Annotated in this window: 28 protein-coding genes and 1 pseudogene; 14 read left to right on the top strand and 15 right to left on the bottom strand. The window is 62.8% G+C overall.

Annotated elements, in window-relative coordinates; translation table 11 throughout:
• The first annotated feature begins 107 nt into the window (after positions 1–107).
• Positions 108–398, top strand: coding sequence for a hypothetical protein (locus ACG873_RS23840; protein WP_394888221.1), 291 nt, complete (start codon positions 108–110; stop codon positions 396–398).
• A gap of 3 nt (positions 399–401) precedes the next feature.
• Here the strand turns inward: ACG873_RS23840 and ACG873_RS23835 are convergent, their stop codons facing one another.
• Complete coding sequence (locus tag ACG873_RS23835) at positions 402–1,220, bottom strand: lytic murein transglycosylase (protein ID WP_394888219.1); 819 nt, start codon at positions 1,218–1,220, stop codon at positions 402–404.
• A gap of 157 nt (positions 1,221–1,377) precedes the next feature.
• Between ACG873_RS23835 and ACG873_RS23830 the strand changes: the two genes are divergently transcribed.
• Together ACG873_RS23830 and ACG873_RS23825 are read left to right on the top strand one after the other, a co-directional pair.
• Positions 1,378–2,616 carry a flavin monoamine oxidase family protein gene (locus tag ACG873_RS23830; protein ID WP_394888216.1) on the top strand — a complete coding sequence of 413 codons (1,239 nt, stop codon included), beginning with the start codon at positions 1,378–1,380 and terminating at the stop codon, positions 2,614–2,616.
• Positions 2,617–2,835: 219 nt separating this feature from the next.
• A complete protein-coding gene (locus ACG873_RS23825; protein ID WP_394888214.1) occupies positions 2,836–3,507 on the top strand; it encodes a DUF1236 domain-containing protein in 672 nt (223 codons plus the stop codon).
• A gap of 510 nt (positions 3,508–4,017) precedes the next feature.
• On the opposite strand, the gene ACG873_RS23820 is transcribed toward ACG873_RS23825, so the two are convergent.
• Complete coding sequence (locus tag ACG873_RS23820; protein WP_394888212.1) at positions 4,018–4,488, bottom strand: DUF4329 domain-containing protein; 471 nt, start codon at positions 4,486–4,488, stop codon at positions 4,018–4,020.
• Positions 4,485–5,255 carry a hypothetical protein gene (locus tag ACG873_RS23815; protein ID WP_394888210.1) on the bottom strand — a complete coding sequence of 257 codons (771 nt, stop codon included), beginning with the start codon at positions 5,253–5,255 and terminating at the stop codon, positions 4,485–4,487. Before ACG873_RS23815 ends, ACG873_RS23820 begins: the two co-directional genes overlap by 4 nt.
• Positions 5,256–5,632: 377 nt before the next feature.
• Between ACG873_RS23815 and ffh the strand changes: the two genes are divergently transcribed.
• From ffh to rpsP, 3 genes are read left to right on the top strand one after another with little or no spacing between them, the layout of a single operon-like run.
• Positions 5,633–7,222, top strand: a complete 1,590-nt coding sequence (gene ffh / locus ACG873_RS23810; protein ID WP_394888208.1) for a signal recognition particle protein — start codon at positions 5,633–5,635, stop codon at positions 7,220–7,222.
• On the top strand, positions 7,219–7,563 hold the full coding sequence (locus tag ACG873_RS23805; RefSeq protein WP_394888205.1) for a chorismate mutase: 345 nt from the start codon (positions 7,219–7,221) through the stop codon (positions 7,561–7,563). Before ffh ends, ACG873_RS23805 begins: the two co-directional genes overlap by 4 nt.
• 41 nt (positions 7,564–7,604) lie before the next feature.
• Positions 7,605–7,997 (top strand): 30S ribosomal protein S16, encoded by a 393-nt coding sequence (rpsP, locus tag ACG873_RS23800; RefSeq protein WP_394888203.1) that lies wholly within the window; start codon positions 7,605–7,607, stop codon positions 7,995–7,997.
• Between the two features lie 88 nt (positions 7,998–8,085).
• On the opposite strand, the gene ACG873_RS23795 is transcribed toward rpsP, so the two are convergent.
• From ACG873_RS23795 to ACG873_RS23780, 4 genes are all read right to left on the bottom strand, one after another.
• Positions 8,086–8,358, bottom strand: coding sequence for a hypothetical protein (locus ACG873_RS23795; protein ID WP_394888201.1), 273 nt, complete (start codon positions 8,356–8,358; stop codon positions 8,086–8,088).
• Between the two features lie 152 nt (positions 8,359–8,510).
• Entirely contained in the window at positions 8,511–9,167 is a 657-nt protein-coding gene (locus tag ACG873_RS23790) for a TetR/AcrR family transcriptional regulator (protein WP_394888198.1), read from the bottom strand.
• A gap of 124 nt (positions 9,168–9,291) precedes the next feature.
• Positions 9,292–9,678 (bottom strand): DUF2794 domain-containing protein, encoded by a 387-nt coding sequence (locus ACG873_RS23785; RefSeq protein WP_394888196.1) that lies wholly within the window; start codon positions 9,676–9,678, stop codon positions 9,292–9,294.
• Between the two features lie 411 nt (positions 9,679–10,089).
• Positions 10,090–10,842 carry a DUF1223 domain-containing protein gene (locus ACG873_RS23780; protein WP_394888193.1) on the bottom strand — a complete coding sequence of 251 codons (753 nt, stop codon included), beginning with the start codon at positions 10,840–10,842 and terminating at the stop codon, positions 10,090–10,092.
• A 138-nt stretch (positions 10,843–10,980) separates the two neighbouring features.
• On the opposite strand from ACG873_RS23780, the gene ACG873_RS23775 reads away from it, so the two are divergent.
• Positions 10,981–11,676 (top strand): ceramidase domain-containing protein, encoded by a 696-nt coding sequence (locus tag ACG873_RS23775; RefSeq protein WP_394888191.1) that lies wholly within the window; start codon positions 10,981–10,983, stop codon positions 11,674–11,676.
• A 16-nt stretch (positions 11,677–11,692) separates the two neighbouring features.
• On the opposite strand, the pseudogene acnA reads toward ACG873_RS23775, so the two are convergent.
• Positions 11,693–14,396, bottom strand: a pseudogene (acnA, locus tag ACG873_RS23770) (aconitate hydratase AcnA).
• 270 nt (positions 14,397–14,666) lie between these two features.
• Here acnA and ccmA point away from each other — a divergent pair.
• From ccmA to ACG873_RS23745, 5 genes are all read left to right on the top strand, one after another.
• The gene (gene ccmA, locus ACG873_RS23765) at positions 14,667–15,275 is read left to right on the top strand and encodes a heme ABC exporter ATP-binding protein CcmA (RefSeq protein ID WP_394888189.1); all 609 of its coding nucleotides are present in this window, start codon (positions 14,667–14,669) and stop codon (positions 15,273–15,275) included.
• A 28-nt stretch (positions 15,276–15,303) separates the two neighbouring features.
• Positions 15,304–15,969: a heme exporter protein CcmB gene (ccmB, locus tag ACG873_RS23760; RefSeq protein WP_394888187.1), complete on the top strand. Its 666-nt coding sequence runs from the start codon at positions 15,304–15,306 to the stop codon at positions 15,967–15,969.
• Between the two features lie 136 nt (positions 15,970–16,105).
• On the top strand, positions 16,106–16,276 hold the full coding sequence (gene ccmD, locus ACG873_RS23755; RefSeq protein WP_394888184.1) for a heme exporter protein CcmD: 171 nt from the start codon (positions 16,106–16,108) through the stop codon (positions 16,274–16,276).
• On the top strand, positions 16,273–16,854 hold the full coding sequence (locus ACG873_RS23750; protein WP_394888182.1) for a DsbE family thiol:disulfide interchange protein: 582 nt from the start codon (positions 16,273–16,275) through the stop codon (positions 16,852–16,854). Before ccmD ends, ACG873_RS23750 begins: the two co-directional genes overlap by 4 nt.
• Positions 16,855–17,949, top strand: a complete 1,095-nt coding sequence (locus tag ACG873_RS23745) for a DUF2332 domain-containing protein (protein ID WP_394888180.1) — start codon at positions 16,855–16,857, stop codon at positions 17,947–17,949. It begins immediately after the preceding gene.
• Positions 17,950–17,962: 13 nt separating this feature from the next.
• On the opposite strand, the gene ACG873_RS23740 is transcribed toward ACG873_RS23745, so the two are convergent.
• From ACG873_RS23740 to ACG873_RS23710, 7 genes are all read right to left on the bottom strand, one after another.
• Entirely contained in the window at positions 17,963–18,130 is a 168-nt protein-coding gene (locus ACG873_RS23740) for a hypothetical protein (RefSeq protein ID WP_394888177.1), read from the bottom strand.
• 182 nt (positions 18,131–18,312) lie between these two features.
• A complete protein-coding gene (locus ACG873_RS23735; protein WP_394888176.1) occupies positions 18,313–18,927 on the bottom strand; it encodes a pyridoxamine 5'-phosphate oxidase family protein in 615 nt (204 codons plus the stop codon).
• A gap of 21 nt (positions 18,928–18,948) precedes the next feature.
• Positions 18,949–19,596 (bottom strand): septation protein A, encoded by a 648-nt coding sequence (locus tag ACG873_RS23730; RefSeq protein WP_394893671.1) that lies wholly within the window; start codon positions 19,594–19,596, stop codon positions 18,949–18,951.
• A 57-nt stretch (positions 19,597–19,653) separates the two neighbouring features.
• Positions 19,654–21,309: a signal recognition particle-docking protein FtsY gene (gene ftsY, locus ACG873_RS23725; RefSeq protein ID WP_394888174.1), complete on the bottom strand. Its 1,656-nt coding sequence runs from the start codon at positions 21,307–21,309 to the stop codon at positions 19,654–19,656.
• Between the two features lie 12 nt (positions 21,310–21,321).
• Positions 21,322–22,605: a tRNA (N(6)-L-threonylcarbamoyladenosine(37)-C(2))-methylthiotransferase MtaB gene (mtaB, locus tag ACG873_RS23720; protein ID WP_394888172.1), complete on the bottom strand. Its 1,284-nt coding sequence runs from the start codon at positions 22,603–22,605 to the stop codon at positions 21,322–21,324.
• On the bottom strand, positions 22,605–23,486 hold the full coding sequence (dapF, locus tag ACG873_RS23715; RefSeq protein ID WP_394888170.1) for a diaminopimelate epimerase: 882 nt from the start codon (positions 23,484–23,486) through the stop codon (positions 22,605–22,607). Before dapF ends, mtaB begins: the two co-directional genes overlap by 1 nt.
• Before the next feature lie 96 nt (positions 23,487–23,582).
• Complete coding sequence (locus ACG873_RS23710) at positions 23,583–23,744, bottom strand: DUF1328 domain-containing protein (protein ID WP_394888168.1); 162 nt, start codon at positions 23,742–23,744, stop codon at positions 23,583–23,585.
• Positions 23,745–23,870: 126 nt separating this feature from the next.
• Between ACG873_RS23710 and ACG873_RS23705 the strand changes: the two genes are divergently transcribed.
• Both ACG873_RS23705 and ACG873_RS23700 read left to right on the top strand, forming a co-directional pair.
• On the top strand, positions 23,871–24,314 hold the full coding sequence (locus ACG873_RS23705) for a hypothetical protein (RefSeq protein ID WP_394888166.1): 444 nt from the start codon (positions 23,871–23,873) through the stop codon (positions 24,312–24,314).
• A gap of 171 nt (positions 24,315–24,485) precedes the next feature.
• Positions 24,486–25,019: an AprI/Inh family metalloprotease inhibitor gene (locus ACG873_RS23700; RefSeq protein WP_394888164.1), complete on the top strand. Its 534-nt coding sequence runs from the start codon at positions 24,486–24,488 to the stop codon at positions 25,017–25,019.
• Positions 25,020–25,040 lie beyond the last annotated feature (21 nt).

Raw genomic sequence — 25,040 nt, 5'->3', positions numbered from 1 at the left:
GGGCCGCGGAGACGCTCGGCTGGCAGGAGATCGCCTCGGACAATCCGTTCCTGAAGGAATACCGCCTGCCCGCGCCTATCCGCGTTTTCGCGCACGAGGCCGCTACAGTGGCCTTCACAGCGTCAGGCCCGATGGCAGTGCTCGACGCTGTCGCCCCGGACGAACTGGCGAAAAAGCTCGGAATCACGCCCGAGATCGCCACAGTCGGCAAATTCCTCGGCGAGAAAGTCGTCCTTGAGACGAAGGAAGAGGATCTCGGGATGGTCTTTGAGACGCGGATCACGCTCAACGTGTCGACAGTCGATACCCCATCCGGGCAAGACGCTTGCGGGATGTTCCTACAGGATCGAAGCGCGATAAGCCGAACGCCGGGTCCAACCCGGCGCCGCGGCATCTGAAGCTTACTGGCCGTCGATTTCTGCGCCGATGATGGCTATCGCCTGCTGGTAGACGCTGGCGGAGTTCCAGCCCTGGATCGCCCCGTAATTGGCTTGGCCAGGCTGATAGCCGCCGCCGGCTCGCCAGCCATGGCCGCGCAGGAAATTGGCGGTCGAGGCGAGCGCGTCGGCCTTCGATCTGACCATATCGATTCGGCCATTGCCGTCGCCGTCGACGCCGTATTTCAGCACATTGACCGGCAGGAACTGCGTCTGTCCGATCTCGCCATGCGCCGCACCGATCGCCGACGGGCTCAGCGTGCCGTTCTGGACGAGTTGCAACGTGGCATAGAGTTGGTTGGTGAAGAATTCCGTGCGGCGGCAATCATAGGCAAGCGTTGCTACCGCGGAGACGGTGTTCTGGTTGCCGAGGAAACCTCCGAAGCCGGTCTCCATACCCCAGATTGCCAGCAGAGGCCCAGCCGGGACGCCGTAACGCTGCTCGATCCTGGCGAACAGCGCCGCATTCTGCTTCTTCAGGCTCTTGCCCTTCGAGGCGATCGTCTTGCCGCCGCGCTTTGCCATGAATTGGCTGAGGGACAGCTTGAAGCTTTTCTGGTTGCGGTCGGCATTTATGGTCTTGGTCGCATATCTGGCGTTGTCCAGCGCCTGCAGCGCATTGCCGCCGATGCCGCGGGCGGCGGCTTCCTGCTTGAATTCCTGCTTCCAGTTCTCGAAGCCGGCTGCCTTGTTACCGCAGGTGGCGGCCTCGGCGCCGCCTGCCGCCGCGCCGAGCATGGCGAATGCGGCGGCGAAAATTTTTCCTTTGGCAAAAATTGCCATGATGTTCTCCTGGTTTGCCCGAATCAGTCCCCGAAGGGCGCCTGCCGGCCAATCGCACCTCGCCGCCGCCAAGACAATACTGGCGCCGGACCGCTGGCGAACGCCGAAGAACTTCCCTACGATCAAGTATATAATGTGGCAAGGGGCTCAATAAGTCATGACAGACGTTGATGTCGCAATTGTCGGGGCTGGTTCTGCCGGTCTCGCCGCCGCCAAGACCCTGCGGAGCGCGGGGCTTAGCTTCACTGTTCTGGAGGCGATGAACCGTATCGGCGGCAGGGCATGGACCTCGACGGAGCATTTCGGCGTGCCCTTCGACATCGGCTGCGCCTGGATTCATGCTGCGGACCGCAATCCCTATTTTCCGGAAGCCGAAGCCGCCGGCTGGACCCTTCACCATCACGACATGAATGCCGACCACCTCTACTACGGCAAACGCAAGGCCTTGGAAGAAGAAGAGGCGGAGATGCAGCGCGCCGACTACGAGATGTCGGCGGCGCTGCAAAAGTGGCGCGGGACCGATGGCGCCGTGTCGTTGCTGCTTGCCTCCGGCCGCGCGCCGCGAGCGGCGGCTACATTTGCCGGGCCTATGGATTTTGGCCAGGACTACGACGAGATATCGATCGAGGACTTTCGCGCGGCGGCCGATCTCGACCCGAACTACTTCACCAAGGAAGGGTTTGGCGCGCTGGTCGCGCAGTTCGGGGCCGATGTTCCGGTCGAGTTGTCGACGCCGGTGCGGAAAATCATTTGGGATGCGCCCGGCGTCGCCTGCGTCACCGATCGCGGGACGATCCGCGCCAGAGCCGTCATCGTCACGGTTTCGCCGGCGGTCTTGGCGTTCGAGGAGATCGAATTCTCGCCGGTTCTGCCCGACGCTGTCATGGAGGCATTCTTCGACCTGCCGATGGGGATGCTGACCAAGCTGCCTGTCGAGATCAGGGGAACCCGGCTCGGATTGTCGCCCTTCGACGACCTGCTGATCGAAAGGCGGGCTCGTCACGACATCTATTTCCTGTGCTTTCCGTTCGACACCGATCTCATGGTCGGCTTCGTTGGCGGAGACTTTGCCTGGGAAATGTCCGCGGCTGGCGAGGCGGCCGGCGTCGATTTCGTCACCGACAGGCTCTGCGGGATTTTCGGCAGCGGCGTGCGAAAGCATGTCGGCCGCGCTACAATGACCAATTGGGGCGGCGAGCGCTTCGTCCGGGGTGCCTATGCCGCGGCAAGGCCGGGCCGGGCGGGTGCGCGCAATACACTGATGGAGCCGGTCGCCGAACGCATCTGGTTCGCGGGGGAGGCGCTGGCCGGCTCGCTGATCCAGACTTGCGGCGGCGCAAGGCTCTCAGGCGATGCGGTTGCAAGGCAGGTTGCCGTCAAGCTCGCCACGACATGATCCCGCCGACCGGACCGTTCGTCATCTCGGAACGCGCGGCGGCCAAGCTCCGTTTCGTGCACGGACGGCTGACCGATCGGCGCTGATCCCGCCGGTTTGGCTGTAAAACAGGCGTAATGATCCGTCAGCCCGCAGTCCTGCCTTGGCGGGAACAGAACCGGTTCGGTCCCGTTTAGTACCAGACGGGACGATGCAATCGAATCGACGGAGTCTTTAGCCATGAAACCGAAACTTCTGATTTCCGCCGCGGCCGCCGCATTGTTCGCAATGTCGGCTTCCGCACTTGCGCAGACATCGGTCACCGCAACCACCGATCTCAACGTGCGCGCGGGTCCAGGTCCGAACCATCCTGTCATCGGGGTGCTCGGCGCCGGGCAGGCGACGACGTTGAATGGCTGCATCGCGGGCAGCAAATGGTGCTCCGTAGCCGAAGCCGGTGGTCAGGGCTGGGTCTATTCCGACTACCTGACAGGCAATTTCGGCGGCCAACAGGTGGTTCTGACGGAGCGCCCAGCCGATTCCGTTAGGGTGATCACGGCCCCGTCCGGTGACGGCGGCGCAGAAGGCGCAGTCGTCGGAGGCGCTACGGGCGCGGTTACCGGCGCCATCATAGGCGGCCCTGTCGGTGCGGCTGTCGGCGGCGTTGCCGGCGTGGCTCTCGGCGGCGCCACGGGCGCTGCAGCGGAGCCTCCGCCCGAGGTACGCACCTATGTCACCTCCAACCGGGGCGATCCCGTGTTTCTGGAGGGTGAAGTCGTGGTCGGCGCGAGCCTGCCCGAAACTGTCGAACTGCGCGAAATTCCCGACTATGAATACCGCTACGTCAATGTGAACAACCAGCCGGTATTGGTCGAGCCGAGTTCGCGCCGGATCGTTTATGTGATGCGCTGACCGGACCGTACAGGCAACGATAGCAACCGCCGGGCGTCATTGCCCGGCGGTTTTTGGCGTAGGCCTAAATGCAGAACGACCGCAGCAAAGGCTCGAGACGACACCGAAAGGGTCAATCTGACCTGCGGTCACCTTTCCATAGATCAATTCTCGTAATGTTTTCGATCGCTCCAGAATACATCTGGAGGTGTCCAAGGTTGTCCCTATTAAAACTTCCCTCAACTATCACATACTTTCTATGCAGACGCCGCGTTTCTTCCGTAATGCTGGCTTCTAACCAAATAGCATTCTTCGTCACAGCGTTATCAAGATCCTCCTTAGAAACATAGATAGCCTTACTCTCGAACTCCATGGATGCAAAAGCGACTACTCTAACTTGCTTTTGGTGGTATATCTCCGGATTTTGTATCAGATGTATGAGAGATATAAAGAGCAAGTTTTTCATATCTGCCCCTGCCGAAGGTGTAAGAGCTTGATGTTACAATGCATCATGTCGAAGACTCCCGAATTTTAGGGTGGGGCGGTATCGCCTAAGACGGTGACAGTATCGGTCGACGGGTCGTATTTTTTGATGGCTCCACTCGGTGTGGCAACATAGCCGGTGGCGTTGTTTGCCTTGCTGTAGCCCTTGTCGCCCGTCGCACCGGAGAAGTTTTCGTTATCATAACCTGGATCGGCAGCTCCATGAGTATGGTACCAGACTACATCCGATGCACCCTTTGCAGGCATGTTTGTTAGGCCATCCTTGGAACCTTTTACGGGAGGATCATACGAAAAAGTGCCGTCGCTGTTCTTCCTCACCCATCCTCCATACTCACGTCCCTCAGCCACCGACTTCGGATTTGCCTCCTTCATGGCGGCAATCGCCGCTTCTTCCGCGGTTGCGTATGACTTGGCCGCCGGACACGGGGCCACGCAGCCGCTGGCCGGGTTTGCCCCGCCTCCGGCCGTTGGCGAGGTTGCGGGCTTCGAGTCGGTCATGCCTCGCCTCCCGGCAGCGGTCGTGCCAGCACGTGATCGAGCCAGGTCAGCGCCTTGCGCTCGAGGCGCTGTCCGCGCGCCTCGGCACTGGTGATGCGCTCGTCGGTCAGCACCTGCGAGATCCAGGGATAGAGCGGATCGGCAACGCAGCCATGGCCGAAAGCGAACATCAGGATGACGATCATCGCCTCGGCGCGGGCGCCTTTCAGGCCATAGCGTTGCGCGGCGGCGCGGCCCTCGGCGATCAGCTGCAGCAGCGCAGGTTCGCCAAGATAGTTAGCCTTGAGCGGAAAGGATGCACGCATGCCGGCGAGCAGCTGCGACACCAGCCCATCCTCGGTGAACGGATCGGGCTGGCGCCCGAAATCCGCGAGATAGGCGAGCGCCTTGCGAGCGTTGACGCCATACTCGCCGGAGACGTTTTCGCGGTAGTCGTTGATACGCTCGAAAATGCGCTCGGCGCGAACCATCTCGGCGCCTCGCCCCCGCAATACCTCGCCCAGGCCGGGATATTGCGGATCGGTGTCGAAATCGCTGCCGGTGAGGAACATCAGCTCGATATAGAGCCGGATCGGGCCGCGATTGGAAAACCCGTATTCCTTGGCCCGCCCGATGGATTTCTTGAGCGCTACCCGCAACTGATCGTCGCCGATCAACTCGCAGAGCCTCGGGGAAAATTCCTTGCTGTGAGCCAGCATCTCGTCTTCGAAACGACGAGCACCGTCTTTTTCGAAGATTGCCATCTGCTCGGGACGGATGTTCAGCATGGCGCTTCCAACAAGGCCAAGCTTCGCCAACGCAAGCCGTCGGCCTGCCGAAGATCAACCCCCGTTCGTGCGAGCATCGGGCTATCTTTGCGTTTCCTGTTACAATCTAACTGAAGACGCCCGCTGACGTAAAGGCGACGGCAGGCTGGTCGCCTTGACTCGGCGGCTCTTTTCCTGTTTATCGCGCTCAATTCCGCGACGAGTAAGAACTCCGAGCAGCCGACCGGGACCCTTAGAGGTATAAATAGATCCCGGAGGCCAACACCCGGCAGCGCGATGCGCCCCCGGGTGCTTTTTGGCTTTGGCTATAGCTTGGCTCTCAGGTGCGGAGACATTACCTCTGGACGGGAAACCGATCAGAGACACAAGGAAGAACGATGTTCGAATCGCTGCAAGAGCGACTGGGTTCAATTCTGAACGGCCTGACCGGCCGTGGCGCGCTGTCGGAGTCCGACGTAGCGGCGGCGCTGCGCGAGGTCCGCCGTGCGCTCATCGAAGCCGATGTGGCGCTCGATGTCGTGCGCTCCTTCGTCGACAAGGTCCGGGCCAAAGCGGTGGGTGCCGCCGTCGTCAAGTCGATCAAGCCCGGCCAGATGGTCGTCAAGATCGTTCACGACGAACTGGTCGAGATGCTTGGCAGCGAAGGCCAGACGATCGACCTCAATGCGCCGGCGCCCGTGGTCGTGATGATGGTCGGCCTGCAGGGCTCGGGCAAGACCACGACGTCCGCAAAGATTGCCAAGCGTCTGAGCGAGCGCCAAGGCAAGAAGGTGCTGATGGCGTCGCTCGACACGCGCCGTCCGGCCGCCCAGGAGCAATTGCGCCAGCTCGGCGAGCAGACCAAGGTGGCGACGCTGCCGATCGTCGCCGGCCAGTCGCCGGTCGACATCGCCAAGCGGGCCGTGCAGGCCGCCAAGCTAGGCGGCCACGATGTCGTCATTCTCGACACGGCCGGCCGCACGCACATAGACGAACCGCTGATGGCCGAAATGGCCGACATCAAGCGGGTGTCCTCGCCGCACGAAATCCTGCTCGTCGCCGACAGTCTCACCGGCCAGGACGCCGTCAACCTTGCCAAAAGCTTTGACGAGCGCGTCGGCATCACCGGCCTGATCCTCACCCGCATGGACGGCGACGGACGCGGCGGCGCCGCGCTCTCGATGCGCGCAGTTACCGGCAAGCCGGTCAAGCTGATCGGCACCGGTGAAAAGATGGATGCGCTGGAGGAATTTCATCCCAAGCGCATCGCCGACCGCATTCTTGGCATGGGCGACATTGTCTCGCTGGTCGAGAAGGCAGCCGAAACCATTGACGCGGAAAAGGCCGCGGCGATGGCGAAGAAGATGCAGTCGGGCAAGTTCGACCTGAACGATCTCGCCGACCAGCTCGGCCAGATGCAGAAGATGGGCGGCATGGGCGGCATCATGGGCATGATGCCTGGCATGGGCAAGATGAAGGACCAGATGGCCGCCGCCGGGCTCGACGACAGGATGTTTGGCCGGCAGATCGCGATTATCCGCTCCATGACCAAGGCGGAGCGGGCCAATCCCGACCTGCTCAAGCATTCGCGGAAGAAGCGCATCGCCGCGGGTTCGGGCACTGACGCTGCCGAGATCAACAAGCTTCTGAAAATGCACCGCCAGATGGCCGATATGATGAAAGCCATGGGCGGCAAGGGCAAGGGCGGCGGCCTTATGCGCGGCATGATGGGCGGTCTTGCATCCAAGATGGGCCTCGGCGGGCTTGCGGGCGGCATGGGTGGAATGGGCGGCATGCCTGACCTCTCCAAGATGGATCCGAAGCAACTTGAAGCCTTGCAGAAGCAAGCCCAGGCGGCGGGCCTCGGCAAGGGCTTGCCGGGCAATCTTTCAGGAATGGGAGGCGGCGGTCTGCCCGGTCTGCCGGGCGGCATGAAGCTGCCCGGCCTTGGCGGCGGCGGTTTGCCGGGTCTGGGAAAGAAGAAATGAGTGCGATGAACGACGATCCGCAAGCTCTTCTCAGAGAGTTGCGCGCCTCGATCGATAATATCGACGCCGCGCTTATCCACATGCTCGCCGAGCGCTTCCGGCGCACCAAGGCGGTCGGCGTCCTGAAGGCGACCCACGGATTGCCGCCGGCCGATCCGGCGCGGGAACAGGCCCAGATAGCAAGGCTGCGCCGGCTTGCCGACGACGCTCACCTCGATCCCGACTTCGCGGAGAAATTCCTGAATTTTATCATCCGCGAGGTCATCCGCCATCACGAAATGCTCGCGTCATCGGGCAATGGCGGCGACATCACGAATTCAGTCGCGAAGAGCGGCGAATAGACAAACCGAACCACTATCAAACAGGACTGCAGGAGAAGAAAATGTCACTGAAAATTCGTCTGGCCCGAGCGGGCTCCAAGAAGCGCCCCTACTACCACATCGTCATCGCCGATGTGCGCAGCCCGCGCGACGGCCGGTTCATCGAAACCGTCGGCGCCTGGAACCCGCTGCTGCCGCGCGAAGGCGGTGAGCGCGTGAAGCTCGACGCCGACCGCATCAAGCATTGGCTCGGCCACGGCGCGCTGCCGACCGACCGCGTCGCGCGCTTCCTTGACGAGGCTGGCCTTTCGAAGCGCGAGGCCCGGGTGAACCCCGAGAAGGCGCTTCCGGGCAAGAAGGCGCAGGAGCGCATCGACGCCATCAAGAAGGCGCAGGAAGAGGCGGCCGCCGCTGCCGCTGCCCCGGCACTGGCCGAAGAAGCCGCCGCCGAGTAAATCTTACCTGCGTGCCAGGAACAAAGCGGCGGGCATTTGCCCGCCGCTTTCATTTTTCCGGATCCCGGATATCGCGAAGTCCGCAGCCTCAATGAAAGCTCGGAACGATCCACGGGTTGATTTCGATGCCGCTGCGCTGGCTTTCGGCCGTCGGCGCCTCTTCCTTGTGGGATCGCGGGGCCGCGCTGCGCGAAATATCCCGGCGCATAATTGAATGCGTAGCCGAATAGTCGAGCGACTTACGTTCAGCCTGTGTGCGGGAAGCCGCTTCCGGGTAATGCAGGGTCGCCGCGAAATCGTTTGCAGCTGCCGTGCCGGACAGCGCCAGAATGGCGGCCAAAGCGAGGGCTGTAGTTCTCATTGTCGTTCTCCATTTTTGTGCGTACATGTACGCCACAACGTACAAATACGGAGAGCGGAATCTGGATTCAAGGGGAATGGCGTACGCGTACGAAAATATTTCGTGATACGCGGTCCAGGGCAGGAGAAGAAGCTGGTGAGGGGGCCGCTTCGTCAGCAGCGTTCTTCCTGCAGGGTCAGGGGACCCACGGGATGCGCCTTCAGGCCCGCCAGGGCCACCTCCATCGAAGCCTCCAAATATTTTTGGCGGTCGCCGAAGGGATAGTGGGGAAAGGTGATCAGCAGCGACACGGTGCCGTGACCGAACGTCCACAACAGCGTGGCGACGGCATGCACGTCACCTTCGAATATTCCGGCGTCGATGCATGCCTGAACGCGCTTGAGCAGCAGTTGCAGGGCGGGATTGTGCTTCTCCGGCTGGGCGACAGTCTGGTCGGGTTCGTGGGTGTGATCGTCGGTCATGAACACCGTTCGGTATTCATTGGGGTTTTCCAGCCCGAACGCCGCATATTCGGTCATCAGTTTGCGAAGTGCGGCGAGCGGCTCTGCCGGGGCTTGCCTTTCCAAGCGTTGCGCCAAGGTTTCGAACGCATCATCGGCGATGGCGTGGAGGATGGCGTGCTTGTCGGCAAAGTAGGAATAGACCGACATGGGCGCATATCCGACGCGCTTGGCCAGCTTGCGTATGGTCAGGCCTTCATAGCCCTCTTCCCTGACCAGGGCGTGGGCCGCCGCCAGGAGTTCGGCGCGCAGTTCGGCCTTTTGGCGCTCCCTGCGATCTTGCGCGCTCATCGGCTCAGGCTTGCTCATGATTTCCGTGCCCAGGATCGGAAGTACCTATACGCCGTACGCCAACCCATCAAGCCGCGGACTGTTCCCGCAGCGGACTTTGTCGCGTTCAAACGGCGGGATGCGGGCGAGTTGTCGGAGCGGATCAGGCCTGGACCAATTTCAGCGCCCTGTCGAACACGCCCAGTACGCGCGCAAGGTCGTGGCTGCGCTTGAGGATCACGCCTCCGGCAGCCACGACGCTGAATGCGCCCTGCTTGCGGGCGAGCTTCGGGTTTTTCACAATCTGGAAAAGAGGCGTTTCGCTGGCGCGGCGAAATACGGAAAAGACGGCGCGATCGTTCAGGTGATCGATGGCGTAGTCGCGCCATTCATTGGCGGCGACCATCCGGCCGTAGAGACGTAGCAACTGGTCGAGTTCGCGGCGATCGAAGCTTATCGGGAGGTCGAGCCGTTCACGTCTTGCCTCATGGAGCGGTATCAATATGGCGGTGTCTTCCCTACCCTCCGCTCCATTACCGCGATCAGTCATGCAAACGGTCCTTTCGTGACGGTTTTGCGAAGGAAAGGTCGCGCTTCCCCCAAAAAATGCAAGCCCGGCGCTTTTCGAATCCCAGAAAAATGTCATCGAGAATGTCTAGTGTCGCATTCGTACGCAAGGAATCACAAATGTGTACAGACTGAATTGATTGGTGATTCATCGCCACATTGCTGCCCTTTTTTATCCCAGCTACCGCCCCAATGTCCGACGAACTTAGCCTCGTTGCCTGAGACGGTTCGGTCCGGCACCGGCTCGTAACCCCAAGCCCCCCGCCCACGGGTCTGCGTCGGATCGAACCAACCTCGGCCTTTCTCGCGAAAGGTCGAGCGCGACGATCCCAAAATCCATTGACCGGTGTCAGCTCTGGCAGGCGCCGGTTTTTTATTATGAAAAAACCTAGGCTTAGCTCCCTGGATTGCGAATCATGGCAGCGCCGAGGATAGGGCCGGGAAGACCCTCCTTGCTGACCGACTGAAGCAGCACCGCGCATCCGCCCTTCCTGTCGACTTCGCTGGCAGGCAATTCGAAACGGGCCGCCTCGCCATGCCACATTCCGGCAGTCTGTATGTCGGTCACCGCGTTCCAGTAAGTCACGGTGCGACCGGCATTCTCGCCGCGCTCGATGACGACCGGCTGGGTTGGCTCGAAGTAGACGACCACCAGGTGAGCGTTCTTCGTCTCGCCCTTTGCGCCTTCGGCTTCGATCACGACGCTTTCGCCGGTCCGTGCGACGCTGAGGCCAACGCCGAGGCCCTGGCCCGATCTGTTCAGCTCTTCGACGGCGCCGGATATCTTCGAACGGCTCGAACCGTTGACATGGATGCGCCCGTTGATGACGGCCTGAGGAGTGTAGACCGACCGGATGCCCATCGAACGGCCATATCCATGCTGGCGGGCCGTGTTCTCCGGGCTGCCTAGCGTGTCGCGCCAGCCGAGATAGTCCCAATAGTCCACGTGGTACGCAAGGGCCACGAAATCGTCGCGCGCCGCCATCTCGGCCAAAAGCGCGTCCGCCGGCGGACAGGAACTGCAGCCTTGGCTTGTGAAAAGTTCGATGACGCCGAGTGGCTTGGCGTCTTCCGCGGACGCAGCGGCGGCAAAAATCGGCACAGCCAGCATTGCCGCCGCGAGCGCGGAAAAGAATCGGAATGTCATGACCGTTCCAACTTGTTATTGCCGGCGGAACCGGATTTCTTATGGCTGCCGAAACAATAGGCAGATGCCACTTTCAACGGGAAGTCACGTTGCGGTGAAATCGCTCGTCCGAACAGGGTTCTCATGCTTGATTTTTTGATGAGCGAGATTGATCTCTACTGCGAGCGGACCACCTCCGCCTTCTGGGCGGAGCCGATCAATGCGCTAAGCAATCTGGCGTTCGTCGCGGCTGGAGTCTGGGGCGTTCGCGAGGTTCGGAGACATGGCGCAGGCACTTTCGCCGAGGTTCTGGCATGGTGGGTCGTGGCGATCGGCGTCGGCTCCACGCTGTTCCACACTTACGCCAACGAACTGACCAAATGGGCCGACGTCCTGCCCATCGCCGGCTTCACGCTTGCCTACACCTTGATGAATCTGCGCCGCTTCCTGGCGATGAGCTGGCAAAAGGCCGCGCCGGTCTTCGTTGCGTTCTATGCGGCGGCCGGCCTTGTCACCTATCTGGTTCCGGACTGGCTGCGCATCGCCACGAACGGCTCGACAGGCTATCTGCCGCCTTTCATGGCGCTGCTGTTCTTCGGTGCGCTGGTACTGGCAGGCGGCAGCCGAGCCGGCTGGTACAATCTCGTTGCCGCCAGCATATTTGCGATTTCGGTCACGTTCCGGGCAATCGACCTCAAGGTCTGCGATGCGTTTCCGCTCGGCACGCACTTTCTGTGGCACTCGCTCAACGGCCTGATGCTTGCGGTCCTGCTCGCCGCTGCGGCTCGTTACGGTGCGCCGCGCCCGCTGGCCCTCAAAATAAGACCGCCGGAGAGATTGTCCCCGGCGGTCTGAATGCGCTCAGGCGGTATCAGGCCGCAAGATCCCGCAGGACGTACTGGAGAATCCCGCCATTGCGGAAATAGTCGAGTTCGTCGACCGTATCGATGCGGCAGAGGATTGGTATATTCTTTACCGTGCCGTCGCCGAACGTCACCTTCGCGAGCATCTTCTGGCGCGGGCGGATCGTCTCGAGCCCTTCGATCGTGACCGTCTCGTCGCCCCTTAGGCCGAGCGAAGCCCAGCTGTCGCCCTCCTCGAAGACAAAGGGAACGACGCCCATTCCGACCAGGTTCGAACGGTGGATGCGTTCGAATGACTGCGCGATCACGGCGCGGACGCCGAGCAGGTTGGTACCCTTTGCCGCCCAGTCACGCGACGAGCCATTGCCGTATTCGATGCCGGCGAAGATGACGAGCGGCACACCCTCGGTGCGGTACAGCATCGCCGCATCGTAGATCGGCATCTCCTCCTTGGAAGGGTAGTGGATCGTGTAGCCGCCTTCGCGGCCGTTCTCGCCCAGCATATGGTTGCGAATGCGGATATTGGCGAAAGTGCCGCGCATCATGACCTCGTGGTTGCCGCGGCGCGTTCCATACTGATTGAAGTCGGCAATGCCGACGCCATGCTCGGTCAGATATTTGCCGGCCGGCGACGCCGCCTTGATCGATCCGGCCGGCGAAATGTGGTCGGTGGTGATCTTGTCGCCGAACAGGCCGAGGACACGTGCGCCCTTGATTTCTCCGACCGCGCCCGGACGGGAGTGCATACCCACGAAATAGGGCGGGTTCTGCACATAAGTCGAGCCGTCCTCCCAGGCATACGTCTGGCCCTCCGGGGCCTGTACCTTCTGCCAGTTCTCGTCACCCTTGAAGACGTCGGCATATTTGCGCGCGAAAAGTTCGCGTGTGACGTGTTCGGCGATGAACGCGTCGATCTCCTGCGAGGTCGGCCAGATGTCCTTGAGGAAAACCGGCCGGCCGTCACGGTCCTCGCCGAGCGGTTCGGTGGTCAGATCCAGCGTCACCGATCCGGCGAGCGCGTAGGCGACCACCAGCGGCGGCGAGGCAAGATAGTTCGCCTGGACATCGGGAGAAACGCGGCCCTCGAAATTGCGGTTTCCGGAGAGCACCGCCGAGGCGATCAACCCCTTGTCGTTGATTGTCTTGGAGATCGGAGCCGGCAGGGGGCCGGAATTGCCGATGCAGGTGGTGCAGCCGAAGCCCACGAGGTTGAAGCCGATCTGGTCGAGTTCCTTTTGCAGGCCGGATTTTTCCAGATACTCGGCGACCACCTGGCTGCCGGGGGCCAGCGAGGTCTTCACCCAGGGCTTCTGCTTGAGGCCCAGCCGGTTGGCATTGCGGGCGAGCAGGCCGGCGCCGATCAGAACGCTCGGATTGGAGGTGTTCGTGCATGAAGTGATTGCGGCGATCACGACGTCGCCATGGCCGAGATCGAAGCTCTCAGCCTCGACAGGATAGCGCTTGGCCACATCAACGGTCTTCTTGTATTCGGTTTCCATGGCCTTGGCGAAACCCGCGGGAATGTCTTCCAGCGCGACCCTGCCCTCGGGACGCTTCGGGCCGGCCATAGACGGGACCACGTCGCCGAGATCGAGTTCGAGCAGATCGGTGAAGATAGGGTCGGCCGAGGCGTTCTCGCGCCACATCCCCTGCGCCTTGGAATATGCCTCGACCAGTTCGATTCGGCTTTCGGCGCGGCCGGAGATGTTCAGGTAGCGGATGGTCTCGGCGTCGACCGGGAAGAAGCCGCAGGTCGCGCCATATTCAGGCGCCATGTTGCCGATGGTGGCGCGGTCGGCGAGCGTCATGTTGGAAAGGCCGGAGCCGAAGAATTCGACGAACTTGCCGACGACGCCTTTCTTGCGCAGCATCTGAGTGACGGTGAGCACCAGGTCGGTGGCGGTGACGCCTTCCTTGAGCTTCCCGGTCAGGCGGAAGCCTATGACTTCGGGCAAAAGCATGGAAACCGGTTGCCCGAGCATGGCGGCCTCGGCCTCGATGCCGCCGACGCCCCAGCCGAGCACACCCAGGCCATTGATCATGGTGGTGTGCGAGATCGGTGCCGACGCAGGTGTCCGGATAGGCGGTGATTTCGCCTTCCTCGGTGTTGGTCCACACGACCTGTCCGAGATATTCGAGGTTGACCTGATGGCAGATGCCTGTGCCGGGCGGCACGACGCGGAAATTGCGGAAGGCCTGCTGGCCCCATTTCAGGAATTTGTAGCGCTCCTGGTTGCGCTCGTATTCAAGCTCGACATTGCGCGCGAATGCCAGCGGCGTGCCGAACTCGTCGACGATCACCGAATGGTCGATGACCAGATCGACCGGCACCAGCGGATTGATCTTCTGCGGATTGCCGCCGAGCGACGCCATGGCGTCGCGCATGGCCGCCAGATCGACCACGGCCGGAACGCCGGTGAAGTCCTGCATCAGAACACGGGCCGGGCGATAGGCGATCTCGACGCCCGCCGAACCCCTGTCGGTCAGCCAGCCGGCGACAGCCTGGATGCTTGCCTTGGTGACGGAGCGGCCGTCTTCGTTGCGCAGCAGGTTCTCGAGCAGCACCTTCATCGAATAGGGCAGCTGCGCTATGCCGGTCAGGCCGTTCTTCTCGGCCTCGATCAGGCTGTAGTACGTGTATTCCGAACTGCCTGCGCGAAGCGTTCTGCGGCAATTGAAGCTGTCGAGAGAGTTTGACACGTGCGATCCCATCCTTGGTCTGTTCAGCCGAACGGGAACGGACTCCTGTGGCATGCAAATCACGCGCAAAGGTGCGGGTACGGTCATTTCCGCTGTCCGTCCCCCGCGTCCTGCCGTTCAAGGCGGCGAGTTCGTTGGTTCGGCGCAAATTCGGTTCCCAGGCCGACCGCTGGCATGGTTGTCCGGCGTATAGAGAATTTCCTAGAATAGTTCTAGACCGACTATAGCCAAATTTGCTGCGGCGCACACGGTCGGCGGCGAACAAATCGGAGACGGGGGCAGATGCGGTTGATCGCCGACAATCTGAGCGGCGAGCGCGGCGGCGAGCAAGTTTTCTCCGGCGTCGGGTTTGCGCTCGAAAGCGGCGGGAGCCTCGTCGTGACGGGTCCGAACGGCGCCGGGAAATCGACGCTGCTGCGCGTCCTGGCCGGCTTGCTCCCGGCTTCGCTCGGAACAGTCGGGATCGAGGGCGGCGGCGAGCCCTTTCCGACGGTCGCGGCGGCGAGCCACTATCTCGGCCATGAAAACGCGATGAAGACTGCGCTGACCGTGTCCGAGAACCTCGGCTTCTGGCAGGAATTTCTGGGGGAACCGCACCTGGAATGCAGCGAGGCGCTGGAGATCGTAGGCCTCGGCGACATCGGCCATCTGCCCTTCGGCTATCTGTCGACCGGCCAGCGGCGGCGGGCGTCTATCGCCAGGCTGCTCGTCAGCTACCGCCCCGTCTGGCTGCTCGACGAGCCGACCGCTGGATTGGACAAGGCGTCGGAGGGGCAGTTCGCAGCCTTGACGAAGACGCATCTCGACGATGGCGGGATCATCGTTGCCGCAACGCATCAGCCGCTCGGGCTGGAGGGGGCGCGGGAGTTGAGGATGGGGCTGCCGGTATGATGGTTGTCCCAACGCGGTGCACCGCCCGATGCTAGCCCTCTACCTGCGCGATATCAGGCTGCACGTCCGCGCCGGCGGCGGGGCGTTGACCGGCGTCATCTTCTTCCTCGCCGTGATCGCCACCATCCCCTTCGGCGTCGGCCCCGATCTCAACCTGCTCGCGCGCATCGGCCCGGCGATTCTGTGGATCGGCGCGCTGCTGGCTAGCCTGCTCGGCCTCGACCGTCTGTTCCAGTCCGACCGCGACGACGGCTCGCTCGACCTTCTCGTCATGGCCGGGGACCGGCACATGCCGGCGCTGACGGTGTTCGTCAAATGCCTGGCGCACTGGACGGCAAGCGTGCTGCCGCTGGTCGTCGCCGCGCCGCTGCTCGGCCTTTTCATGAACATGCCGCCGACGGGGATAGGCGCTGCCGCGCTGACGCTTTTGGTCGGCACGCCGGCGATCACCTTCATCGGCGCGGCGGGTGCGGCCGTGGCGGTTGCGCTGCCGCGCGGCGGCCTGCTGATCTCGGTGCTGGTGCTGCCGCTGACTATACCCGTGCTGATCTTCGGCGTCTCGGCCAGCTACGGCGCCGTGGCCGAGCCCGACCCGTTCCTGCCGCCTTTTCTCATCCTCTGCGCTCTGACCCTTTTTCTGGCTGTGCTCGGGCCCGTCGCGGCTGCGCTGGCGCTGCGTTGGGGAGCCGACTGACATCACGATCGCTCGACCGCAAATCCGCCGCACGGGCGTGTGATTGCGGAGGCAGGACAGCGCGTTTATGTAACGGAGCCATGAAGACGACAACGGCGACCACGTGTGAAACCTGTCCGGCCACGGAGTCCCGGCCATGACGGCGCATGCGCTCTATGTCGCGGCCGCCTATACCATTTCGGCGCTGGCGATCGCCGGGCTTGTGGTGTGGATCCTTCTCGACCATCGCGCCCGGCGGCGCGAACTGGCCGAACTCGAGGCGAGCGGCGCAAGACGCCGCTCCGACCGCAGCGGGAGTTCCGGATGACGACTGAAATCCAACCGGAAAAGCGTCCGGTCAGCAAGCCGTTCGTGTTCCTGCCGCTGGCTGTTTTCCTGGCGCTAGCCGGCGTTTTCCTGGCGCAGCTTCTGTCGGGCCGCGATATTTCCACCGTGCCGTCTGCGTTGCTCGGCGAGCAGGCGCCCGAGACCAGTCTGCCTCCACTGTCCGGCCTCGATCTGCCGGGGCTCAATTCGGCGGATTTCAAAGGCAAGGTCACGCTGGTGAACATATGGGCGTCCTGGTGCGCTCCCTGTCGTGAGGAGCATCCGGTGTTGATGGCGCTGGCCCAGGACAAGCGCTTCGAAATTGCCGGGCTGAATTACAAGGACCGGCCGGAAAACGCGCGGCGCTTCCTCGGCGATCTCGGCAACCCGTTCATGGCGATCGGCATTGACGAGGCCGGCCGCACGGCGATCGACTGGGGCGTTTATGGCGTGCCGGAAACCTTCCTTGTCGGCCGCGACGGCAAGATACTGTTCAAGAATGTTGGGCCGCTTACGGTGGATGCGACCCAACGCACGCTTCTGCCGGAAATCGAGAAGGCGCTCGCCGTCTCGCAATAGATGCGCCGCCATACTATCCTCGCCGGCATGAACGGCGAGCGCATTCTTCCACCCGATTCTTCCATTATCCGCCAGCACTTCGTCCATCAGGCTGCGTCCTGCGAAGCGCTCGACTCTCCCTTTACGGCCCGGCTGTGCCGGGCGGTGGCGGACAGCCTCGACGAGACGACGCAAACTGGGCGGCGAGTCCTGCATTGGGCCGGCAACACCCGCGAAGACGCGCTGGCGCTGCGTTTTTGCGGTGCGCTGCATGCGCTGGTGCTGGCTGGCAACGCCGCCTCGCTCGCCGCAGTCTATCCGCCGCGCTCGGCGACCGAGACGGAGCTTCGCAAGGTGCTGCAGGAAGCGATCGGCCGGCACGATCTCGAACTGCTCGCATCGCTCGACAGCGCGCCGCAGACGAACGAGATCGCCCGATCGGCGATGCTGCTGCCGGGATTTTTGACCATCGCAGGTAAGACAGCGCTGCCGCTCATGCTGCACGAGATCGGATCAAGCGCAGGGCTCAATCTTTTGTTTGACAGGTTTCACTATCGGTACGGTGACGCGGAATGGGGCGATGCAGCTTCGCCGGTGCGCCTCGCGCCGGAAGTCCGGGGAAATCCTGTTCCCGTCCATGGCCAACTTGAAATCGTGGAGCGCGCCGGTTCGGACATCGCTCCGGTCGATGTTGCAACCGCCGAGGATCGGCTGAGGCTGAAATCCTATATCTGGGCGGACCAGGCGATGCGGCTCCAGCGGCTCGACGCAGCGCTGAGCCTCGCAGTCATGCAGCCGTTCAAGCTGATGAAGGCCGATGCCGCAGCCTTCGTGCGGCAAAGTCTGGCCTCACGGCAGAGCGGCGCGGCATACGTGCTGTTCCATTCGATCATGTGGCAATACCTGCCCGAAGCTACGAAGACCTCGATCTCAGCCGACCTGCAAAGCGCTGGGGTGGCCGCCACTGCGGATGCGCCGATCGCCTGGCTCAGGATGGAGCCGCTGTCGACCACCGACAAGCATGCGACGCTGAGCCTGACGCTGTGGCCGGGTGGCGAGACTCGGCGTCTCGCCAGATGCGACTATCATGGCCGCTGGATAGAGTGGCTCGGATAGAGTCGCTGGTGTGTCAGCCGTAGACTTCCAGGTAAGCGTGCCGAAGCATTTCGCCGCGATTGCCGTTGATGTCGGCGAGGTCGCGGGACGACAGGCTTTCGATCTCCGCCACGAGGCGGGTGTAACGACTGCGCTTGGCGATGCGGTCTTTGGTACGAGCAACGATGCTTGAAAAGATCATGGTGAGGGCCCCACTAAATGCGTCGCATTCAGCGACGTTGGTTGTTCCTCCCGATGCCCATAGATTGTCACGGTTAGTGTGCAATGCAACATAGTGTGCTGCATTGCAGCATTGCGTTTATTGCATGGCTTAGTGTTGTGCTATGCGCTGGTCGTCGATCTTCCGAAAGGAAAGCGGGGCTATCACCACATCGTCTTTTGGTAGCCCTCGTCCAGCCATTTATCAGTGGCCTCGGCCGATTGAGCGAGCGCCAGCTGGTCGCGCAGTATTTCGCCGAGCGTGGGCAGTGTCGCGCGGTCTAGCCAGCTTTCCGGCTTCCACAGGTCGGAGCGCATGAAGGCCTTGGCGCAGTGCATGTAGGCCGCCTTCACCGAAACCACCGTGACGCTGACAGGGAGCTTGCCATCCACGGCCAGGCTTTCGCGCAAGGCGGCGTCTGCGGTGATGCGGGCGTGGCCGTTGATGCGCAGCGTCTCGTTCATGCCCGGGATGAGAAACAGCAGGCCGACTGCCGGATTGACGACAATGTTCTCCAGCGTGTCTAGGCGGTTGTTGCCGGGGCGGTCGGGGATGGCGATGTTGTTGTTGTCAAGAATGGCGGCGAATCCCGGCCGATCGCCTTTCGGCGTCACGTCGGCATTACCGTTGCCGTCCGACGAGCCGATCAGCACGAATGGGCTTTTGGCGATGAAGCTCCGGCAATGACCGTCGAGCCGCGGCAGTTCCTTGCGCACGGCGCCGTCGCCAGGACTTTTGTAGAGCGCGCGCAGTTCCTCACGGTTCTCGATGAACTGCATGCTTCCCCCTCCCCGTAAAAACTATCGCTTGACCCGCTCGTCCAGTGAATGGCGCATAATCAGCGGCATCTGGCTGAACGTGAAGACCAGCGTAATCGGCATGATGCCCCAGACCTTGAACGCCACCCAGGCGTCAGTCGAAAACGAGCGCCAGACGATCTCGTTGACAAGGGCCAGGAACAGGAAAAACAGCCCCCAGCGGAAGGTGAGCTTGCGCCAGCCTTCGGCGTCGAGGCTGAAGGCGCTGTCGAACACATAGCCGAGCAGCGACTTGCCGAACCAGAGCCCGCCAAGCAGCGTCAGCCCGAACAGCGAATTGACGATGGTCGGCTTCATCTTGATGAAGATGTCGTCCTGAAGATAAAGCGTCAGCGCGCCGAACACGAACACCACCACGCCCGAAACCAGCGGCATGATCGGCAGCGTCCGGGTAAGCAGCCACGAGACGGCGAGCGCGACCGCGGTGGCGATCATGAACAGGCCGGTGGCCAGGAAGATCGGTCCACCGAAATTGCCCAGGACGGGATAGCTCTCGACCAGCCATGCGCCGCGCGCATTGGCGAAGAAGAACACCATCAGCGGGCCCAGCTCCAGCGCCAGCTTGAGGAGAGGATTTATCTCCTTCTTCTTCGGGTCCGACGGGTCGCGTTCGAGGATGGGTTCGTTCATGGCGTCCTTCTTAAGCATGGTCTTTCCGGAAAAGTCTGCAACTTTTCGTGCCATGCCTTACGCTACTCCGGCGATCGCCTTGGCGAAATCGCCTGCGGAAAATGGTTCGAGGTCGTCGACCTGCTCGCCGACGCCGATGAAATAGACCGGCAGTTTGTGCTTTGCCGCGATGGCGACAAGTATGCCGCCGCGCGCCGTGCCGTCCAGCTTTGTCATCACCAGCCCGTTGACGCCGGCGACGTTGCGGAAGATCTCGACCTGGTTGAGCGCATTCTGGCCGGTGGTGGCATCGACCGTCTGCAGCACGGTGTGCGGCGCTTCCGCATCGTGCTTGCCGAGCACGCGGACGATCTTTTCGAGCTCGGCCATCAGCTCGGTCCTGTTCTGCAGCCGTCCGGCGGTGTCGATGATCAGCACGTCGGAGCCGGCCGCCTTGGCCTTCTCATAGGCGTCCCAGGCAAGACCGGCCGCATCCGCGCCGAGCTTCGAGGCGACGACCGGCGAGTTGGTGCGCTCGCCCCAGATTTTCAGCTGCTCGATCGCCGCGGCGCGGAACGTGTCGCCGGCCGCCAGCATCACCGACAGGCCACCGGCGGTAAGCTTGGCCGCCAGCTTGCCGATGGTCGTGGTTTTCCCCGTGCCATTGACGCCGACAACCAGGATGACATGCGGCTTGTGCGACAGATCAAGTTCGAGCGGCATGGCGACAGGCGTCAGGACTTTTTCGACCTCCTGCGCCATGACCTGGCGCACATCGGCCTCGGTCGTCTGGCGTCCATAACGTCCGGAAGACAGCGCATCGGTGATGCGGATCGCCGTCTCCATGCCGAGGTCGGCGCGTATCAGCACCTCCTCCAGGTCATCGACGATATCCTCGGTCAGTCGGCCCTTGGTAAACACGCCGGAGATGTTGTCGCCGAGTTCCCGCGACGAGCGCGACAATCCGGTCTTCAGGCGCTGGAACCAGTTCAGCTTCGCCACGGGCTGGGGCGCCGCGGGCGCGGCTTTCTGCTCGACCTTCCTCGCCACCACGACCTTGCCGGCGGCGGGTTGGGGTGCGGCTTCGAGTTCCGGCGCGATCTCGGTTAGCACCGGCTCCGTTTCGACAGGCGACGGCTGACGGATCGGCGGCAGGCTTTCGGCCGGGGGCAGTTCGGTGGGTTGCGACGGGACCGGAATTTCGACAGGCGTGGGCTGCGCAGGCACCTCGGGCGGCGGCGTGCCCGGGGTTTCCGGCGGCTGTACTGGTATTTCCGGCGGCACGGACGGCTCGTGCACCGGTTCGGCCGGCGGCGGAATCTCCACAGGCGCAGGCTCTGGCTCTACCGGCTGAGGCGCAGGCGGAGGGACGGGCTGAGGTTCAGGTGGAGGGACGGGCTGGGGTGCAGGCGGAGGAGCAGGCGTCGGGGCCGGCTCCGGCTCGGCAGGTGTCGGCTGGGGAGCAGGTTCCTCCGGCTTCACCGGCGGTGTAGGCTCTTCCGGTGTCGGCGCAGGAGCGGGCTTTTCCGGCGTAGGTGGGGGAGTGGGCTCTTCCGGTGTGGGCTGGGGGACCGGCGTTTCCGGAGGGGCCGAAGATACACTCTCTTCCCCTTCCTTTAGGCTCTCGAGCGATTTCCAGTCGATCGGCGGCAAAGGCGCGTCTTCAGCCGGTCGCTCCTCCACGACCTCCTTCTTGCCGAAGGAAAAAACTTTCTTGATGAACCCAAATGCCATGCGTCTGTCCGTCTATGCGGCTTGCCGGGCAAGCGGCGAGGCGATCAAGCGCGCACCGTCATGGCCGGTGACGATCGCTTCGACGATCTCTCCCGGCGCGCCGCCTTCGATCGCAGCCAGCGTGAAACCTTCCGTGCGGCCAAGCCCGCCGCGCTCGATCAGGATTGACTGGCGCGAGCCCGCCAGCCTGTCGAGATGCCGGCGGTAGGCCGCTTCGCCCGCGGCGCGCAAGCGTGCGGCCCGTCGCTTGATCGCTCCGCCATCCACCTGCGGCATGCGCGCGGCCGGCGTTCCTTCGCGCGGCGAAAACGGGAAAACGTGAAGATGCGTCAGCCCGCACTCCTCGACGATCTTCTCGGAATTCTCGAACATCTTCTCGGTTTCGGTCGGGAAGCCGGCGATGATATCGGCCCCGAACACGATGTCCGGGCGCAGCCGCCGCACATCCTCGCAGAAGCGGATCGAATCGTCACGAAGGTGGCGGCGCTTCATGCGCTTCAGGATCATGTCGTCGCCCGACTGCAGCGACAAATGCAGATGTGGCATCAGCCGGTTCTCGGTCGCAATGGCCTCGAGCAGATCGCCGTCGGCCTCGATTGAATCGATCGAGGACAGGCGTAGACGCCGGAGATCCGGCTCCTGACGCAGGATCGTCTTGACCAGCCTGCCGAGCTTCGGCGTACCCGGCAGGTCGGCGCCAAAACTGGTCATGTCGACGCCGGTCAGCACCACCTCGGCATAACCATTGCCGACCAGTCGCTTCACCTGCTCGACCACTGCGCCCATCGGCACAGAGCGCGAATTGCCGCGGCCATAGGGGATGATACAGAAGGTACAGCGATGGTCGCAGCCGTTTTGCACCTGCACGAAGGCGCGAGCCCGGCCCTCGATCGCGTCGACCATGTGGCCTGCGGTCTCAGTCACCGACATGATGTTGTTGACGCGGGCCTTTTCGGTGTCGTTGACGCCGAAATCCGGCAAAGCGCGGTAATTGTGCGCCTTGAGCTTCTCTTCGTTGCCGAGGACCAGATCGACTTCGCCCATGGCGGCGAACGCCGTCGGGTCGGTCTGGGCGGCGCAGCCCGTGACGATGATGCGGGCTTGCGGATTCTCGCGCCGCGCCTTGCGGATAGACTGTTTGGCCTGGCGCACCGCCTCGGCGGTGACGGCGCAGGTGTTGAAGATCACCGCGCCGTTCTTCAGTTCGCCAAGGCCGGCGGCGTTCGCCTCCCGGCGCATCACCTCGGATTCGTAAGTGTTCAGCCGGCAGCCGAATGTGACGACCTCCACCGCCATCAGGCGACGTCCTGGCGGTCGCGCGCCCAAGCCCCCGTTGCCGGGTCGAACGTGCCGGAAAATTCCCACTCGGCCGGCCCGGTCATGACGACGTGGTCGTCGGCGCGCCATTCGATCGCGAGCGGCCCGCCGGGCACGGTGACCGTGACGTTTCTGCCGGTGCGGCCGGTGCGTGCCGCGCTGACTGCGGCGGCGCAGGCCGCCGAGCCGCAGGCCTTGGTCAGTCCGGCGCTGCGTTCCCAGGTGCGCAGCGTCAGCGCATCTGAAGCCGTGACCCGCGCGATGGAAATGTTGGCGCGTTCGGGGAAGATCGGATGATTCTCGAGCAGCGGTCCGAAGCGGTCGAGATCGTAGGACCATACGTCCTTGTCCACCCAGAAGACGGCGTGCGGATTGCCCATCGAGACGACCGAGGGAGAGTGCAGGACCGGGGCGTCGATAGGGCCGATCTGCAGTTCGATCCTGCTCGTATCGCCGAATTCCTCGGCCAGCGGGATCTCCCGCCAATCGAAACGCGGCACGCCCATGTCGACCGATATCGTTCCGTCGGCATGTTCTTCCGCATTCAATATGCCGGCGATCGTCTCGAAGGTGAAAAGCTTCTGCCCGCTCTCGGCGGCCAGTGCCTGCACCACGCAGCGCATGCCGTTGCCGCAGGCCTGCGCCATGGTGCCGTCCGAATTGATGATCTCGATGTAGTTGGCGGTGCCCGGCGTCCGCGGGTCGTGGATCGCCATGACCTGGTCGAATTTAGTCGCCGGGTCGGCGTTGAGCGCGATCGCCGCTGCCGGCGAGACGCGGTCCGCGCGCCCGCGCATGTCGGCAACGATGATTTCGTTGCCGAGCCCGTTCATTTTGGCAAAGGGCGCCTCGCGTGTCATCGATCAAAAATCTCGCGTCCAGTTGCCGCCTATATGGCGGAAGCGGCCGGAAATTACCAGTGTTCGGCAATGCGTCCGACAGCGCGGCGCAATTGCTCAGACGATCGCTATTACGCCGAAGATGACCAGCAGAAAGAGAATAAGCACGATGCCGATAAGTATCTGCGCGCCAGTCGCCGCCGCACCGGCCAGGCGACCGAAGCCCAGCAGGCTGGCGACAGCAGCGATCACCAGGAGGATGAGAATCCATTTGATCATTATTGCAAAAATCTGTGATTGATTCCGTACCGCCGAACTCCGATGCGGGAGATGGGTTCCCGGCCAGGCCGGAGATCGTCGGCGTTTGCCGGCGATATTGAGCCGCTGCGGGATTGGGGGACACACATGACGATGAAGCGCACCGGGACACCCTGGATGAAAGCCGATGATTTCGGCCGCTCGCTGCCACGTGGCATCGGGCTCAATCTGCTGGTTTCGGAGATCGCGCCGATGGAATCTTTTTGCCGCAATGTTCTTGGCGCGAATACCGTCTACTCCGACGAGGATTTCGGCGTGATCGAGATCCTCGGCTCGGTCTTCATGCTGCACGCCGATCATTCCTACTCCGACAATCCGATGAGCGGGGTGATCGCCGGTGCGGAGACACGCGGCGCAGGCATCGAAATACGCATCTATGGCGCGGACCCGGACCGGATCGAGACACTGGCGCGCGACGAGGGCCATATCGTTCTTGCCGGCTCGATCGACAAGCCGCACGGATTGCGCGAGTGCCATATCGTCGGCCCGGAAGGCTACGTATTCGTGCCGAGTCAGGCGATCGGCGGCTGAAGGCTGGCCGGCGCGTGGCCGCCACGCAACATACTGGGACATTTTCGCAACACTTTTTACTGCAAACCGTATTTTAACCATATGCGGTTGAAATTTGGCCACCATCTCCATCTTTGTGGTGGGACAGGAAATGATCGGACAGCGCACGCACAGCGTCCGGCGGAGGTTTGAATGGCATTTTCGAGAACCGGCCTTGTGGCCATATCGCTGATGGCTCTTGCGGCAAGCGGGTGCCAGAGTTCGCGCATGTCCTCGCTCGACACGCAGCAGCCGGCTCCGCTGGAAGCGGCACCGGCGGGCACCGTCACCGGCGGAGCACTGCCGCCACCGGCCGCACCAGGCACCGCCACCTCGCAATTCCCAGCCGCACCCGGCGCCGGCGAACAGGTTGCAGCGCTGCCGCCCGCGGCAGCAGCCGATGCACCCGACCTTACTGCCGGCAGCGTCGCCGGCGTCTGGAACGCTTCGGTATCCGGCCAGAGCTGCAAGGTCGCGACGCCTCAGACCAAGTTCGGCCAAGGATTTCGGGCCGGACCCCTGCGTTGCCCGGCTCCGATCGACGGCGTGAAGTCGTGGAATGTCGCCGGCAAGCAGCTGACGCTCTATGACGAAGGCGGCGGCACCCTTGCCCGCCTCTATTCCTCGGGGCCGGAAAAATTCGACGGCCAGACCGAAAGCGGCGTGCCGATCTCGCTTAGCCGCTAACCGACTTTCGCGGCATACGCC

This window comes from Allomesorhizobium aridi (assembly GCF_043769475.1).
Taxonomy (GTDB): domain Bacteria; phylum Pseudomonadota; class Alphaproteobacteria; order Rhizobiales; family Rhizobiaceae; genus Allomesorhizobium.
The sequence above is the reverse complement of the archived record's forward strand: the minus strand, read 5'-3'. Positions and strand labels throughout refer to the sequence as shown.

Bases quoted from the DNA above. Each gene is read 5' to 3' on its own strand.
- ACG873_RS23775 (WP_394888191.1), top strand. From the start codon at position 10,981: ATGAGCGAGATTGATCTCTACTGCGAGCGGACCACCTCCGCCTTCTGG.
- ACG873_RS23825 (WP_394888214.1), top strand. From the start codon at position 2,836: ATGAAACCGAAACTTCTGATTTCCGCCGCGGCCGCCGCATTGTTCGCA.
- ACG873_RS23745 (WP_394888180.1), top strand. From the start codon at position 16,855: ATGCGCCGCCATACTATCCTCGCCGGCATGAACGGCGAGCGCATTCTT.
- ccmB (WP_394888187.1), top strand. From the start codon at position 15,304: ATGCTAGCCCTCTACCTGCGCGATATCAGGCTGCACGTCCGCGCCGGC.
- ACG873_RS23830 (WP_394888216.1), top strand. From the start codon at position 1,378: ATGACAGACGTTGATGTCGCAATTGTCGGGGCTGGTTCTGCCGGTCTC.
- ACG873_RS23700 (WP_394888164.1), top strand. From the start codon at position 24,486: ATGGCATTTTCGAGAACCGGCCTTGTGGCCATATCGCTGATGGCTCTT.
- ACG873_RS23780 (WP_394888193.1), bottom strand. From the start codon at position 10,842: ATGACATTCCGATTCTTTTCCGCGCTCGCGGCGGCAATGCTGGCTGTG.
- ftsY (WP_394888174.1), bottom strand. From the start codon at position 21,309: ATGGCATTTGGGTTCATCAAGAAAGTTTTTTCCTTCGGCAAGAAGGAG.
- ACG873_RS23835 (WP_394888219.1), bottom strand. From the start codon at position 1,220: ATGGCAATTTTTGCCAAAGGAAAAATTTTCGCCGCCGCATTCGCCATG.
- ACG873_RS23750 (WP_394888182.1), top strand. From the start codon at position 16,273: ATGACGACTGAAATCCAACCGGAAAAGCGTCCGGTCAGCAAGCCGTTC.
- ACG873_RS23820 (WP_394888212.1), bottom strand. From the start codon at position 4,488: ATGACCGACTCGAAGCCCGCAACCTCGCCAACGGCCGGAGGCGGGGCA.
- mtaB (WP_394888172.1), bottom strand. From the start codon at position 22,605: ATGGCGGTGGAGGTCGTCACATTCGGCTGCCGGCTGAACACTTACGAA.
- dapF (WP_394888170.1), bottom strand. From the start codon at position 23,486: ATGACACGCGAGGCGCCCTTTGCCAAAATGAACGGGCTCGGCAACGAA.
- ACG873_RS23795 (WP_394888201.1), bottom strand. From the start codon at position 8,358: ATGAGAACTACAGCCCTCGCTTTGGCCGCCATTCTGGCGCTGTCCGGC.
- ACG873_RS23705 (WP_394888166.1), top strand. From the start codon at position 23,871: ATGACGATGAAGCGCACCGGGACACCCTGGATGAAAGCCGATGATTTC.
- ACG873_RS23805 (WP_394888205.1), top strand. From the start codon at position 7,219: ATGAGTGCGATGAACGACGATCCGCAAGCTCTTCTCAGAGAGTTGCGC.
- ACG873_RS23740 (WP_394888177.1), bottom strand. From the start codon at position 18,130: ATGATCTTTTCAAGCATCGTTGCTCGTACCAAAGACCGCATCGCCAAG.
- ACG873_RS23735 (WP_394888176.1), bottom strand. From the start codon at position 18,927: ATGCAGTTCATCGAGAACCGTGAGGAACTGCGCGCGCTCTACAAAAGT.
- ccmD (WP_394888184.1), top strand. From the start codon at position 16,106: ATGACGGCGCATGCGCTCTATGTCGCGGCCGCCTATACCATTTCGGCG.
- ffh (WP_394888208.1), top strand. From the start codon at position 5,633: ATGTTCGAATCGCTGCAAGAGCGACTGGGTTCAATTCTGAACGGCCTG.
- ACG873_RS23785 (WP_394888196.1), bottom strand. From the start codon at position 9,678: ATGACTGATCGCGGTAATGGAGCGGAGGGTAGGGAAGACACCGCCATA.
- ACG873_RS23730 (WP_394893671.1), bottom strand. From the start codon at position 19,596: ATGAACGAACCCATCCTCGAACGCGACCCGTCGGACCCGAAGAAGAAG.
- ccmA (WP_394888189.1), top strand. From the start codon at position 14,667: ATGCGGTTGATCGCCGACAATCTGAGCGGCGAGCGCGGCGGCGAGCAA.
- ACG873_RS23815 (WP_394888210.1), bottom strand. From the start codon at position 5,255: ATGCTGAACATCCGTCCCGAGCAGATGGCAATCTTCGAAAAAGACGGT.
- ACG873_RS23710 (WP_394888168.1), bottom strand. From the start codon at position 23,744: ATGATCAAATGGATTCTCATCCTCCTGGTGATCGCTGCTGTCGCCAGC.
- ACG873_RS23790 (WP_394888198.1), bottom strand. From the start codon at position 9,167: ATGAGCAAGCCTGAGCCGATGAGCGCGCAAGATCGCAGGGAGCGCCAA.
- rpsP (WP_394888203.1), top strand. From the start codon at position 7,605: ATGTCACTGAAAATTCGTCTGGCCCGAGCGGGCTCCAAGAAGCGCCCC.